We start from the raw sequence: 13233 nt of genomic DNA on the forward strand, positions 1-13233 counted from the left end.
AACCTCCACTAAACGTTTTGAGAAAGAATTACTACTTATGCATAACGTGGTAAAGACTATAGTATCGGATATTTTTTATTCCATGTCATTCCCGCGAAAGCAGGAATGACATAAGGGTTTTTCAAAAATTTCCTGGTACACTATATACGTACCGGTACATATAATGACTTATTCAAATAATAATCTATGAAAATACTAGCATTTGACACGGCAAATAATACTGCATCGGTGGCAATATCCGCAAATGAGAATATTCTTGCATATATAGAAGAATTACGTCCTTCTATGCAAGCAGAAAATCTAATGCCGATGATAGAAGATGTAATGAAAGCAGCTAAATGTTCATATGATGATCTAGATTATTTAGCGGTAACTAACGGACCCGGTAGCTTTACGGGTATTAGAGTAGGACTCGCTAGTGCTAAAGGTATATTATTTGCCAAGGAAAATATTAAAGCAGTAGTGGTTAGTAATTTTGAATATGCTTACTTTAGAACCATAACTCAAGTTAAAGATTATGATAAAATATATGTCTTTTTAAACGCTTATCGCTCACAGCTTTATATGCAAGTTTTTCATAAATCAGGAAAAATAGAAGAGCCGTTATTGATAGATTTCGAGTATGCTATAAAGTTGCTTACAAATGAGAAAGATAATATAGCATGCTGCGGTAGTGGACTCGAATTTATATATCATCAAATTATGCATTTACCAAGTATAATAACCTTGCCGCGTTTTGCACGAGTTAAAGCATGGGTTATTTGTAGATATATTGCTAATAGGTTATCAAGTGATATAAAGTTAAATAGCTCTATCGAACCACTATATATACGCCCTCCTGATGCTAAACTAGCAATCAATTATGTCATTCCTAGCTAAAAGCAGGAATCCATTTTTTTGTCATCTCGTGGCTACGACCACGGGATCTTGTATCACAGGCTGTGTCCTGAGATCCCGCAATCAAGTTAGCTAAGATAACATTAATTTTTACTGGATTCCTGTGATCAACGAAATGACATAAGAGCTTTATTATACGTATACTACATCATCTTCACAATCAGAACCCAACCAGGAATCACTATCAGATACTTCACCTGATAATTTCATAGTAAAATTACCATTATATGATTCTACTTCTTGCTTTACACACTTCTTATCGTGTATTAAGGCTATTATTTGCCCAACTAATAATTCCGATAAATCATGATTATCCGAATCAATAATATCAACGATTCTTACTAGACTTTCATCTGAGGCATGATAAATTATTGTTGCTAGCTTATCATTTGAAATATTACTCATGATTCTTTCTAAATTTTTATTTGGAATAATATCAAAATTTTCTGCAAGTTTTTCTTCTCCTGCTAAAAATTATATTTTCAAGTTGTTCATTGAAAATATCCTTATTCGATAATTTTTTTAGTTCCTGCTCGGTAAGTTCTTCTAAAGAAAGATTATTAGGGTTTTCATTAAATAATTTATCCAACTTATCTCGTGTAATTAAATCTATTACTTTTTCAAGATACCAAGACATAATATAATTAACTAATTTTTGTGCTTGCTCATCGGAAATATTATTAATTAATTCTGCCAATTTTTCATATGTCATCTTTTCAAAAACTTCATCTAATTCATTTTCAGGCGTGTTTAAAATTTCTTCTACTAACTCATTATCAGAAAGAGTTTCAAGTTGATCTAAGAAATTAAATGTTTCTTCAGCATTACTATTTAAATAAGAGAAAACTTTATTATTCACAAAATTAAAAGTTTCAGCAACTTTAGAAGAAAGAATACTAGATGTATTTTTATAATATTAAAACTCTTTACTCCAAAATCATAAACTGTTTTTAATGATGAACTAAATGTACTGAAAAAACCTTTGCTTTCATATGTATTAGTTACTTTTTCGCTACCATCAAGCTCATTTAAAATATCTGTAAATCTGATTTGAGAGATACCTAGAGTATCTACCTTATCTTTTTTACTGCTTCTTGGAAGACTATTTTAGAATTTAAAAAAGGATATTTAGCTTGAGCTTCTACTATTTTTTTATTACATCTTGCACTTTTTTCGTCATACTGCTTAATCGCATTATCTAATGCTGCTAAAAAATCAGTATTTTCTTCTTGATTAGTAGTTTGCGTTGGATAAGTTATAAACTCAAATTCATCGTTAGCAAGAATATGAGGCTGGCTTTAGAGAAATATTATGTGTGATTAAATTTTGTAACTTATTAAAAATTGATGTTATTGCCATAACTCTTCCTCATTTCTTATTATAATAATCAGCGCTGCATTATAATAGAAATTATGAGGAGGTCAAGATAAAGGCTAATAATTATTAACTTCTTATTGTGCTTTACTTAAAATTGATTAAATATATCAGTATGAGAAGATATAATAAAGACCGATATACGAAGATCAACTTCAAAAAGAGCAAGGAATCCACAAGACGAGGAACGAAAGCCGTTACTTAATACGTGAGTACTGCAGTACTTGTAGGATGACGTAGCCAATTTTTGAAGTTGATCGAGTATATTATAATTGTCTTTGTTCTTGAATTAGCTCAAAAACTTCAACTGTGTCTCCTTCTCTAATATCTTCGTAATTTTCAAATGCTATACCACACTCATATCCTTCTCTAACTTCTTTAACTTCATCTTTAAAGCGTTTTAAAGTTTTGAGTTTTCCTTCATGAATGACTACATTATCACGTAATAAGCGTACGCCCGCTCCTTTCTTAATAATCCCTTTAGTTACATAGCTACCAGCGATTTTGCCGACTTTGGTAATATTGAATATTTGTCTAATTTCTACACTTCCGATATATTGCTCTCTAACGATCGGATCAAGCATACCGCTCATAATGGTTTTTATGTCATCAATTAAATTATATATTATACTATAATATCTAATATCGACTTTTTCTTTTTCTGCAGCAGTTAAAACATTTGCCCCTGCTCTAACGTTAAAGCCGACAATAATAGCCGAAGAAGCATGTGCAAGAGATACATCGGATTCCGTTATCGGACCTATGCCACTATGAAGTATACGAAGCTTTATCTCATCACTCGGTAATTTTAATAAGCTACCTGAAATAGCTTCAACCGACCCTTGGACATCACCTTTAATAATTAAAGGTAATTCCTTAATTTTACTATTACCGGAAGCTTTTAAAAACAAATCTTCTAAACTTGAACGCGGTGCAATAGATATTTTCTTTTCTTTAGCAAGACGCATTCTATATTCAGCTATATCTTTTGCTTGTTTCTCATTTTGTACTACGTTAAATTTATCGCCGGCAAAAGGTACTTCGTTTAAACCTTGAATTTCTACAGGAACAGACGGAGTTGCTTCTACTATTTCTAGCCCCTTATCATTAGTCATCTTTTTAACTTTACCGTAAGAAGTACCGGCTATTATAATATCACCGTTTCTTAAAGTACCTCGCTGAACTAATATAGTGGTTAGTGTTCCTCTTCCTTTTTCAATTTTTGACTCGATTACAACACCGGCAGCTGAACCGAAAGGGCTTGCCTTTAAATCCTGCATTTCTGCAATTAATAAAATTGCTTCTTCAAGTTTATCTAAGTTAATTTTCTTTAGTGCTGAGATAGGAATAACCATAACGTCACCACCTGCCTCTTCGCCGATAATTTCGTGGACATATAATTCGTTCTTTACACGCTCAATATCAATATCAGGCTTATCAATCTTATTAATAGCTACAATTATAGGAACGCCCGCTGCTTTCGCATGATTAATTGCCTCAACCGTTTGCGTTTTGATTCCATCATCTGCTGCGACCACTATAATAACTATATCCGTTACTTTAGCACCTCTTGACCGCATTTCTGAAAAAGCTTCATGCCCGGGAGTATCAATAAAAGTAATTGCTCTACCGTCTGCAAGAGTTACTCTATAAGCCCCGATATGTTGGGTAATTCCGCCTAGCTCACCTGCAGCAATATCTGTAGATTTAAGAGCGTCAAGCAATGAGGTTTTACCATGATCGACATGCCCCATTACCGTCACAACCGGTGCACGTATTCTTAAATTTTCAACCTTATCATCACTAATTAAAACATTTTCAACATCTGATTCTTGAACTCTTTTTACCGTATGTCCTAAATTTGTTGCAACTAGTTCTGCCGTATCGGCATCTATTGTTTGGCTAGCATTTGCAAGAATACCGAGTTTCATTAATTCTTTAATTACACCAGCCACTCTTTCAGACATAGCATTTGCAAGATCACCGACTCCGATAACTTCCGGTATAGTCACTGCTCTATATACTTTCTCAGGTGCTTGTGATACTAATTTACGTTTTTCTTTTTCTCTAGCTCTTTTTATAGAAGCAAGACTTCTAGTTCTACCGCTGCCGCTTTCGTCGTCACTAAGCATATTGAAAAGATCAGCTTTTTTGAATTTTTTTGGTTCTTCTAGCTTAACCTTTGGTGCGACTATTTTACTCCCTGATGTTTTATTTAACTCTTTCTCTGATTCTATACCGTAACGTGTTTGCATTCCTACTAAAAGAGACTTTACAAAAGTTTCTTCTTTCTTTTTAGGTATTTGTGACGGTATATCTTCATCATCTTGAACGATTTTAGCTCTAACTTCTACTTTATTTTCTTCGGTATTTTGCTGTTTTTGTTCAACTTCTTTATCAGTTTCTAGCGGTTCTATTTTTGAGTTAGCAGACTGGTTAATACTTGCAAGTTTACTTAAAGTGCTTATTTGTGAAAGGTTATTTAATTTAGATTGCTCAGCAGCTTTTTTAAGAATAGATAAACGTCTGTTAAATTCTTCCTTATTAGCATCAATAACAGTTTGATCTAAGCTATTTCTTTCTTTATTTAATGAAAGGGTAGTAGTACTACCGGTAGAGCTTTTCCTAACTTCTACTAGCGTTTTAGATTTAGCATTAACAAAGCTTTGAGCTCCTGTAAGAGAGTCAAAAGACTTATTAAGCGATAATTTTGAATTGCCAAGTGTCAACTTTTTGGGTTTGATTTCCTGGTTATCCGTCATATTTAAAACCTTTGTGTTTCTGTTTTTTCCGTCTACTACTTATTATGTCATTCCCGCAGAAGTGTTGTTGCGTGGATCAGTTTTTTTTCGTCGTTGCGAGGAAATTGCATAGCAATTGACGAAGCAATCTAGTAAAAATTCTGATTTACAGAATTTTTTTAATTATTTTCTAGATTGCCATGCAGCCTACGGCTGCTCACAATGATGATTTAGTATCCATGCAACAATATTGCTTTTAGCTAGGAACGACATACATTCCCATCCTCTAACTATCCTTTAATTCACCATGCTGTCTAGCAGTTTTAATCAGCAATTTAATATTTTCGTCCGTTATATTAGAATTTGGAGCTAAATTTTTAAATTCATTTACGCTCATCTCTCCTAAATCTTCTATGGTCTTTATACCATATTCGGCAAATTTTAATATTAATTCAAGCGGTAATTCTAATATATCTATTAATTCTTGCTCAACTCCCAGCTCCTCTAGTTTTTTGATAATCTTTTCATTTTTAAGGTCGACGTAATTAATAGCTCGATTTTTGATCTCTACGGCAAGTTCTTCCTCAAAGCCTTCAATTCTTGTTAAAGTACTAATCTCACTACCGGCAATTTGTTCTACTGAATTAAATCCCGTTACCGATAAAAGCTGACCTATAACTTCTTCAACATCTAAAGCTTCCATAAATAATTCCGTAGAAGTTAAGAACTCTTCATTTCTTCTTTTTGATTCTTGCTCTTCGGTCATTATATCGATATTCCAACCTGTAAGCTTAGAAGCTAAACGAACGTTCTGCCCTCTTCTACCTATTGCAATACTTTGATTTTCTTGCAAAACTACTACTTCTACCTTATGCCTATCCTCATCAATCAAAATTTTTGTGATTTCCCCGGGTGCAAGCGGTGCAAGAGCATTAACTATAAACTGTGCAAGATCATTACTCCATAATACTATATCAATTTTCTCTCCGTTTAACTCATTTGTTACGGCTTTTACTCTATTACCTTTAATACCTATGCATGAACCTATGGGATCTATACTACTATCCGAAGCAAATACCGCTATTTTTGCTTTTGAACCGGGATCACGTGCTACTGATTTTATTTGAATAATATCTTCAAGCATTTCAGGTACTTCTAGCTTAAATAGCTTAACCAGCATTTGGTTATCTACTCTAGACAAGAAAATCTGCGGTCCTTTTGTTTCTTGCCTTACATCCTGTACATATGCTTTTATACGATCATTAGGTTTAAAATTCTCACCCTTAATTAATTGATCTTTTTTTATTATTGCTTCAGCACGACTCAAGTCAACTATTATATCACCGTATTCTATTCTCTTAACTATCCCGTTTATAATTTCGCCTTTTCTATCTTTAAAGTCATGATATTGTTTTTCACGTTCAGCTTCTATAACACGTTGAGTTATAACTTGTTTTGCAGCTTGAGCCGATACTCTAGCATGATCAATCGGTGGTAAATATTCATATATCTCATCACCGATTTTAGCTTCCGAATTCTTTATTAAAGCTTCTTCAAGTGAGATTTGCGTTAAGTAATCTTCTACATTTTCTACTATTTTTAAGATCCTTAAAAGATTTATCTCACCGGTTTTCCTATTTATCTGAGCTTTAATATTATATTCATTACCGTATTTTTTTCGTCCTGCTACTTGTACCGCTTGTTCAACCGTTGAAATCAAAATTTCTTTTGATATTCCTTTCTCACGAGCTACAGAATCTATAATTTGTAAAATTTCTACATTACCTATATTAGACATACATTATCTCTTATTGCTTTAGGTTCTGTGAAGATTTCTAAATACTTCTTCAGTTAAAACTAGATTAGCATTTTTAATTAAATCATAATCAATTAGTACTTCTTGTTCTTCACATTTTAAATATATTTTATTATTTTCGGCTTTAATTATTTTACCCTGATAACGAGTTTTGCCGTTCAATAATTCTTTAAGTTTGATTTTAACTTCTCTTCCTACAAATCTATTATAATTTTCAAACTTTACTAACGGACGTTCAAGACCGCTTGATGCTACCTCTAAAGAATATGCGTCTTCTATTAAATCTTCAACATCTAGAATAGCGGAGATAGTCCTGCTTGCTTTAGTACAATCTTTCACAGATACTTTTTCGCTGTTTAAGCTATCAATCAATATCTCGACTACTTTAGGGTTAACACCTTTAAACTTAACAAGAACTAACTCAAACCCCATATCCGTCAAGGATTCTTCTATTACATTTGTTATTTGTTGTTCAATAGTTTGCATATTTGATATTTATAACAAAAAAGGTGGGATAAACCCACCTATCTATAATTTTTATAATGCTTATCCGTAACGAAAATACACTAATTAGAATATATAAGCAATATTTAACTTTATATTTTTATAGCAATACCAAAAAACCACAATTAGATTATTTTAAAATATTCTTATAATTTATCTTTAATCTCGTTTATAGTTAGTCTCTGTTTTTTCAATTGTTGAATTTTTTTGCATCGCTCAAGTGCTTCTTTAGAATAAAGTTGATAATTTGAATCGGTAATATCGGCAATTTCAAGCAACCCTGCCTTAGTCCAAAAGCGGATTGTGGAAACATTTTCGTTAACGGCTTTAGCTAGTTCCCCAATTTTCATTAATCTTTCTGATTTTTCAATATCTGACGGCTCTTTGCCCATTACTGCCTTTAAGTAAATATCAAGTGAACGGTTAGCTGCGTTATAAATAATCTTTTGATATTTTTCTTTTGAACCGCCAAGCTGTGCAGTTTCTAAAGACGTAATATAAGGCAATCGTTCTTGAGGTCTTATAATTGCAGGTGGATAGCCTTCTATAATTAAAATTAAATTCATTAATAGACGTGCAGTGCGACCGTTTCCATCTGAAAACGGATGAATTGTTATGAGTCTATAATGAGCTTCCTCTGCAAGCTCAACTGGATGAATATTTTTACCTCCCACATTTAACCAACTTATAAAATCCGTCATTAATAAGGGTACTTTTGCAAGATTAGGCATTATCACACTAGAGCCTGAAATACGTACGGATACATTTCTATAATGACCTGCATTATAGTCATCAATACCATGTAGAATTGCATGATGTATTGCCAAATATCTTTTTCGGTGATTTCGTAATATTTCTTTTTAGCAAGTTTGTGGATCATATCTAAAGCTTTTGCATGGTTCATAGCTTCTAAATGTTCTACTGATGCTTTACCTCCTATAGTTAAACCCTTTTCAATAACTATAGCAGTCTCCTTGCAGGATAAAGTATTTCCTTCGATAGCATTACTTGTATAAGTTAATCCTACTTTAAACCATTCCTCTAAGTTTTTAGTTAATTCAGAGCTTAATGGACGCAAATCATCTAGTTTCTTCTTTTTTTTATCTAAAAGATCATATCTCATAAACATAAAGTATTAAGTGTTACTTAATACTTTATGTCATTCTTATTTAATTATCAAGGCTTAAAATGTCCTGCTATTAAAAACTCTTTATTCCCTTTAGCCCCTAGTATTGGACTTTCTATTATACCAAATATTTTAAAATTATGTTCTCTCTCAAGCCAATCTTTGATTTTATCGCATACTTTTTGATGTAAGAGAGGATTTTTAATAATTCCTCCCTGCTCTACTTCATGCTTTTCGACCTCAAACTGCGGCTTTATTAAAGCAATAAGCATGCAATCTTCTTTAGCTAAATTTAGTGGAGTCGGTAATATAGTAGTTAAACTAATAAAGCTGGCATCACAAACAATTAAATCAGGCTTCGTTGTTATTTGTTTATCGGTTAAATATCGTGCATTAGTCTTCTCAAACACTTTAATTTGTGGATTGCCCCGTAATTTAGGATGAAGTTCGCCATAACCGACATCTATGGTAAAAATTAATTTTGCTTTACGCTCAAGTAATACTTCGGTAAAACCACCGGTGCTACTACCTATATCAATACAAACTAAATTTTCAGGATCAATTTTAAAATAATCCAAAGCAGCAATTAATTTTAATGCCCCTCTTGAAACATAATTATGCTTCGGTAGCTTTACCTTAATGTCGGTATCATTTATATTAACCTGCACCCCGGGCTTAATTAACTGCTCATGTTTGTTATGTACTTTACCTTGAATAATCAAGCTTCGTGCTATGGTAATATCTGTTACAAAACCTTTTTGCAGCAAATATTCATCAAGCCTTATTTTAGTCATTTTAATATCTGGCTAATTCTTTCTAATGGAATTAAATTAGTATTTAAAAAACTACCGTCTTGTGTTCCATTATAAACTAAATAATTTTCAATATTAGGATCAAATTTAGAAAAATAGGTTAGATTCTTAATAAAATCTTTCTGCAAAGTGGAATTAAATTTAATCTCTATCGCTTTGATCTTACCTCCCCACTCACCAATACAATCTATTTCATGACCTGTTTTATCTCGCCAAAAATAAAAATTCGCCGGTAATCCTAAATTTAATCTACCTTTTAAAAGCTCTAATATAACTAAATTTTCATATAATGCTCCTTTTAGGTAATGAGTTTCTAATTGTTTATCTTGTTCAAGTCCTAACAAATTACAAGCAAGACCGGTATCGTAAAAGTATAATTTCGGCATCTTTATAAGTCGCTTGTTAAAATTTTTATAAAATGGCTGAAGAAAAAAAATAATACAGCTCGCTTCAAGTATGTTAAGCCACTGCCTAGCCGTAGTATGTGAAATACCGCAATCTTGGGCCAAAGATGAAAAACTTATAATCTGCCCTATTCTACCGGCACATAACTTTAAAAAATTATGAAATTGATTTAAATCACCGATATTTTTTAGTTGCCGTACATCTCGTTCAATATAAGTCTGAATATAGCTTTGGTAAAAACGAATTGTTGGTATATTTAAACTATGTAAAGAAGGGTATCCCCCTTTAAATATAGAAGTTAAAGGATTGTCTATTTTTTGAATTTCAGCTAAGCTAAGAGGCAATAAAGTAACCATACCCACACGCCCTGCAAGAGATTGAGTTATCTTATGATTAAGGGCAAAGTTCTGAGAACCGGTAATTACATATCTTCCTTTTTGAGGTGAGTCATCTACTACCCCTTGTAAATAAGATAATAGCTCAGGTACATGCTGCACTTCATCAAAAATAGCTCCATCATAATATTTAGATAAAAATACACGCATATCTTCTTTCGCTTGCATTCTAATATCTAAATCTTCTAACGACACATAAGGTAAATGAGGGAATAACATTTTAGCTAGAGTCGTTTTTCCTGATTGTCTAGGACCGGTAATACCGACTACCGGAAAAAACTGAGCATATTGCTCTACTACTTCTTCTATAGAACGCTGAAACATACCTATACCTATCTAATTGAATTTTATAGTTTCAATTTAGCATATAATGATTTAATTTTCAAGAATTACCGCTTAAACCCTAACTAATATATGTCTTTTTTTACCGGCAGAGAGCTTTATAACATTTTTATCGAGTAAAAAAGTAGTATTAATTATCATATTCTCATCTGCAACTAACTCATCATTTATCTTAGCTCCCTTTCCTCTTATAAGTTTGCGTGCTTCTGACTTAGAGCTAGCAAGCCCTGCTTCGTGAAATAACTCATATGCACTAATTCCTGATTGTAATATTTCCGGTTCTAAAACGACTGTATGCAGATTTTCATCGATTTCTCCTTGTTCAAATATCTTTACTGCAGTTTCTAGAGCTGATTTTGCTGCTTGCTCTGAATGACAAAGCTTGGTTAACTCATAAGCTAGTTGCTTTTTAGCTGCATTAATATCTTCAGCCGCTAAGCTCTCAAATTTATTAAGCTCTTCAGAAGTTAGCTCACTATATAATTTAGCAAATCTAATTACGTCAGCATCCTCGCAGTTACGCCAATATTGGTAATAATCATACGGGCTTAGTAGATCTTCATTAAGCCATACTGCTCCCGCAGCAGTTTTACCCATTTTAGCACCTGAGCTAGTCATAAGTAGCGGCGTCGTCATACCGAATACTTCTTTACCGCTTATTTTACGGATTAAATCCGCTCCCATTACGATATTGCCCCATTGATCGCTACCGCCAAGTTGCAAGCTGCAATTATAATGCTTGCTTAAATAGTAAAAATCATAGGCTTGCAGCAACATATAGTTAAATTCTAAGAAGCTTAAATGCTGCTCACGCTCAAGCCTTAGCCTTACTGAATCCATAGTCAGCATGCGGTTTACCGAGAAATAGCTGCCGAAATCCCGTAGGAAATCTAGATAATTAAGGGAATCTAACCACTCTGCATTATCCAGCATAATAGCATCACTTTTACCGTCACCGAACTTGATAAACTTTGACAATGACTTTTTTATACCTTCAGCATTTTTAGCTATATCTTCTTTGCTTAAAATTTTACGTGCTTCGTCTTTCCAAGTAGGATCACCGATTTTACTCGTACCGCCGCCGATAATTACAATAGGCTTATGTCCGTGCTGCTGAAGCAATCGCAGGATCATTATCTGCATTAAACTACCGATGTGAAGCGATGTAGCAGTACAATCAAAACCTATATAAGCAGCTATTTTTGTTTCTTTCGTTATACTTGTTAACCGATCCAAATCGGTACATTGATGAAAATATCCTTTGTTTATAAATTCTTCTATAAAGGTCATATATTATTTCTTATTTTTTAAAAATTCTTTTTTTGCTTTTCTACTAAGAAACAAAGTCTTAAGGAAAACAGTATTTTCGTCTTCTTCTACACATGGCACAGCATATACTTGATCAATCATTCTAACGTATAAAATTTTCTGACCTTTATATTTCTCTTGATTATGATGTAATTTAATAGCTAATAAATTACCATCAGCAATCGACTGTATTATTTCTTCAAAGCCTATATTTCGTTCAAATAATAATTTAGCGTTCTTTTCATGATTATATCTAAATTTGATCATGGTATTTAGAGTTTAGTAGCGTCTGAATGAATTAGCATATTAAGATAGGTTTGATAAGGCAAACCATGCTTAGAAGCTTTAATTTTTATTGCTTCTATGTCATGTTCTGCAATTCTAATAGTAATAGACCGCTTTTTATTAAGATGTGCTTTTGCAGACTTTTGAAATAATGCAATGAGAGCCGGATCATCAATTTTTTGCTGCTTTTCAAAATTATTTTCAATATCTTGTTCATAAGAATCTAGTTTAATACTCATCACACAACCATTTTCAATGTTTAATTTATTATAAATAATGTAAGTACTTTGTCAATACTTGATATATTAGACTACCCTGCGGATGGTTCTAAATCAGTACATTGGATTTTGTGAAGGAAATTTAATTTAATCTATTTTTTAGTTCTCTTTGTATCATAGGAAGTAAAATATAAATTAAAACAGGTAATAAAGCAAATTTAAGCAAAAGTGTAAAATTCAATAATATTATTGAATTTTTTATTATAGGAAAAGTTTTATAAAAAAAGAATAACATAGTAAAACTAATAATTATACCTATAGTTTTTTGAGCATTATTTAAGATCAAATCAGAATTATATTTAAAGCAAATATATACGATACCATAACCCACTAAAGTTCCTATTGGTAATAAAAGCAGTAAGGGAAAAGGATTGTCTTTCCATAAAAAGAAACATATACCTATCACAAAGCCAATGTACAATAATAAGATTTAGCACTATTTTCCCATCTACTTATTTGTGCTGGCATAAAATTACTTCTATAAACTAAAATAATTAACACTCCAAAAATCATACCGCCTATAACATCATATATACTATGTACTCCAAGATATAGGCGTGAAAGCATAATATTAATAATCATTGCGATAGATATTATTTTTAACGTTTTTGAATTAAATGATAAAAATATTATCATAAAGAAAACAGTAGCCACCTGTACATTTCCACTAGGGAAACCAAATGATCCATCATTAATAGGTAACATATGTAATGTACTAAGCGGGCGAGGAATAGAAAAAGCCTTTTTAATAATAACATTCAATAATGTTGCAAATGATATAAGCCAGCCTAAATCCAAAAATAATCTATCTTCTTGGATTTAACCAGTAGGCAATCGCAATAATTGTAATGTAAAAATAATCACTAGCGAAAAAAGGAAATATTTTAAACCAGCTAGTTAACATTTCACTTCTAAAATTCAATATCCATTCAGGATTTATTTTAAATAAC

General features: G+C 32.2%; 12 protein-coding genes and 1 pseudogene. 1 reads left to right on the plus strand and 12 read right to left on the minus strand.

Going from position 1 to position 13233, the window contains the following annotated elements; genetic code table 11:
- Positions 1 to 186: 186 nt before the first annotated feature.
- On the plus strand, positions 187 to 879 hold the full coding sequence (tsaB, locus tag AB1146_RS07620) for a tRNA (adenosine(37)-N6)-threonylcarbamoyltransferase complex dimerization subunit type 1 TsaB (RefSeq protein WP_010422181.1): 693 nt from the start codon (positions 187 to 189) through the stop codon (positions 877 to 879).
- Between the two features lie 150 nt (positions 880 to 1029).
- Here the strand turns inward: tsaB and AB1146_RS07625 are convergent.
- The 12 genes and pseudogenes from AB1146_RS07625 to AB1146_RS07680 form a co-directional block, all read right to left on the minus strand.
- Positions 1030 to 2256, minus strand: a pseudogene (locus AB1146_RS07625) (hypothetical protein).
- A gap of 281 nt (positions 2257 to 2537) precedes the next feature.
- Positions 2538 to 5033 carry a translation initiation factor IF-2 gene (gene infB, locus AB1146_RS07630; RefSeq protein ID WP_010422177.1) on the minus strand — a complete coding sequence of 832 codons (2496 nt, stop codon included), beginning with the start codon at positions 5031 to 5033 and terminating at the stop codon, positions 2538 to 2540.
- 265 nt (positions 5034 to 5298) lie between these two features.
- Positions 5299 to 6810, minus strand: coding sequence for a transcription termination factor NusA (gene nusA / locus AB1146_RS07635; protein ID WP_010422175.1), 1512 nt, complete (start codon positions 6808 to 6810; stop codon positions 5299 to 5301).
- 18 nt (positions 6811 to 6828) lie between these two features.
- Positions 6829 to 7314, minus strand: a complete 486-nt coding sequence (gene rimP / locus AB1146_RS07640) for a ribosome maturation factor RimP (RefSeq protein ID WP_010422173.1) — start codon at positions 7312 to 7314, stop codon at positions 6829 to 6831.
- Positions 7315 to 7478: 164 nt separating this feature from the next.
- Complete coding sequence (locus tag AB1146_RS07645; RefSeq protein ID WP_198005269.1) at positions 7479 to 8159, minus strand: Fic family protein; 681 nt, start codon at positions 8157 to 8159, stop codon at positions 7479 to 7481.
- Positions 8066 to 8455 (minus strand): hypothetical protein, encoded by a 390-nt coding sequence (locus AB1146_RS07650; protein ID WP_198005268.1) that lies wholly within the window; start codon positions 8453 to 8455, stop codon positions 8066 to 8068. Before AB1146_RS07650 ends, AB1146_RS07645 begins: the two co-directional genes overlap by 94 nt.
- Positions 8456 to 8508: 53 nt before the next feature.
- The gene (locus AB1146_RS07655) at positions 8509 to 9252 is read right to left on the minus strand and encodes a TlyA family RNA methyltransferase (RefSeq protein WP_010422171.1); all 744 of its coding nucleotides are present in this window, start codon (positions 9250 to 9252) and stop codon (positions 8509 to 8511) included.
- Positions 9249 to 10394, minus strand: coding sequence for an ATP-binding protein (locus tag AB1146_RS07660; RefSeq protein WP_010422170.1), 1146 nt, complete (start codon positions 10392 to 10394; stop codon positions 9249 to 9251). The genes AB1146_RS07655 and AB1146_RS07660 overlap by 4 nt, the downstream gene beginning before the upstream one ends.
- Before the next feature lie 72 nt (positions 10395 to 10466).
- Complete coding sequence (gene tyrS, locus AB1146_RS07665) at positions 10467 to 11702, minus strand: tyrosine--tRNA ligase (RefSeq protein ID WP_010422167.1); 1236 nt, start codon at positions 11700 to 11702, stop codon at positions 10467 to 10469.
- Between the two features lie 3 nt (positions 11703 to 11705).
- Positions 11706 to 11987 (minus strand): hypothetical protein, encoded by a 282-nt coding sequence (locus AB1146_RS07670; RefSeq protein ID WP_010422164.1) that lies wholly within the window; start codon positions 11985 to 11987, stop codon positions 11706 to 11708.
- A 5-nt stretch (positions 11988 to 11992) separates the two neighbouring features.
- Entirely contained in the window at positions 11993 to 12244 is a 252-nt protein-coding gene (locus AB1146_RS07675) for a CopG family antitoxin (RefSeq protein ID WP_010422161.1), read from the minus strand.
- A gap of 441 nt (positions 12245 to 12685) precedes the next feature.
- Positions 12686 to 13081 (minus strand): phosphatase PAP2 family protein, encoded by a 396-nt coding sequence (locus tag AB1146_RS07680; protein ID WP_010422155.1) that lies wholly within the window; start codon positions 13079 to 13081, stop codon positions 12686 to 12688.
- Positions 13082 to 13233 lie beyond the last annotated feature (152 nt).

The sequence above is a fragment of the Rickettsia helvetica genome (genome assembly GCF_963970025.1).
Lineage (GTDB): Bacteria > Pseudomonadota > Alphaproteobacteria > Rickettsiales > Rickettsiaceae > Rickettsia > Rickettsia helvetica.

What these genes read in the sequence shown, in the direction of transcription:
- tsaB (WP_010422181.1), top strand. Translation starts at nt 187, where the DNA reads ATGAAAATACTAGCATTTGACACGGCAAATAATACTGCATCGGTGGCA.
- AB1146_RS07650 (WP_198005268.1), bottom strand. Translation starts at nt 8,455, where the DNA reads ATGAGATATGATCTTTTAGATAAAAAAAAGAAGAAACTAGATGATTTG.
- rimP (WP_010422173.1), bottom strand. Translation starts at nt 7,314, where the DNA reads ATGCAAACTATTGAACAACAAATAACAAATGTAATAGAAGAATCCTTG.
- AB1146_RS07670 (WP_010422164.1), bottom strand. Translation starts at nt 11,987, where the DNA reads ATGATCAAATTTAGATATAATCATGAAAAGAACGCTAAATTATTATTT.
- infB (WP_010422177.1), bottom strand. Translation starts at nt 5,033, where the DNA reads ATGACGGATAACCAGGAAATCAAACCCAAAAAGTTGACACTTGGCAAT.
- AB1146_RS07675 (WP_010422161.1), bottom strand. Translation starts at nt 12,244, where the DNA reads ATGAGTATTAAACTAGATTCTTATGAACAAGATATTGAAAATAATTTT.
- tyrS (WP_010422167.1), bottom strand. Translation starts at nt 11,702, where the DNA reads ATGACCTTTATAGAAGAATTTATAAACAAAGGATATTTTCATCAATGT.
- nusA (WP_010422175.1), bottom strand. Translation starts at nt 6,810, where the DNA reads ATGTCTAATATAGGTAATGTAGAAATTTTACAAATTATAGATTCTGTA.
- AB1146_RS07655 (WP_010422171.1), bottom strand. Translation starts at nt 9,252, where the DNA reads ATGACTAAAATAAGGCTTGATGAATATTTGCTGCAAAAAGGTTTTGTA.
- AB1146_RS07660 (WP_010422170.1), bottom strand. Translation starts at nt 10,394, where the DNA reads ATGTTTCAGCGTTCTATAGAAGAAGTAGTAGAGCAATATGCTCAGTTT.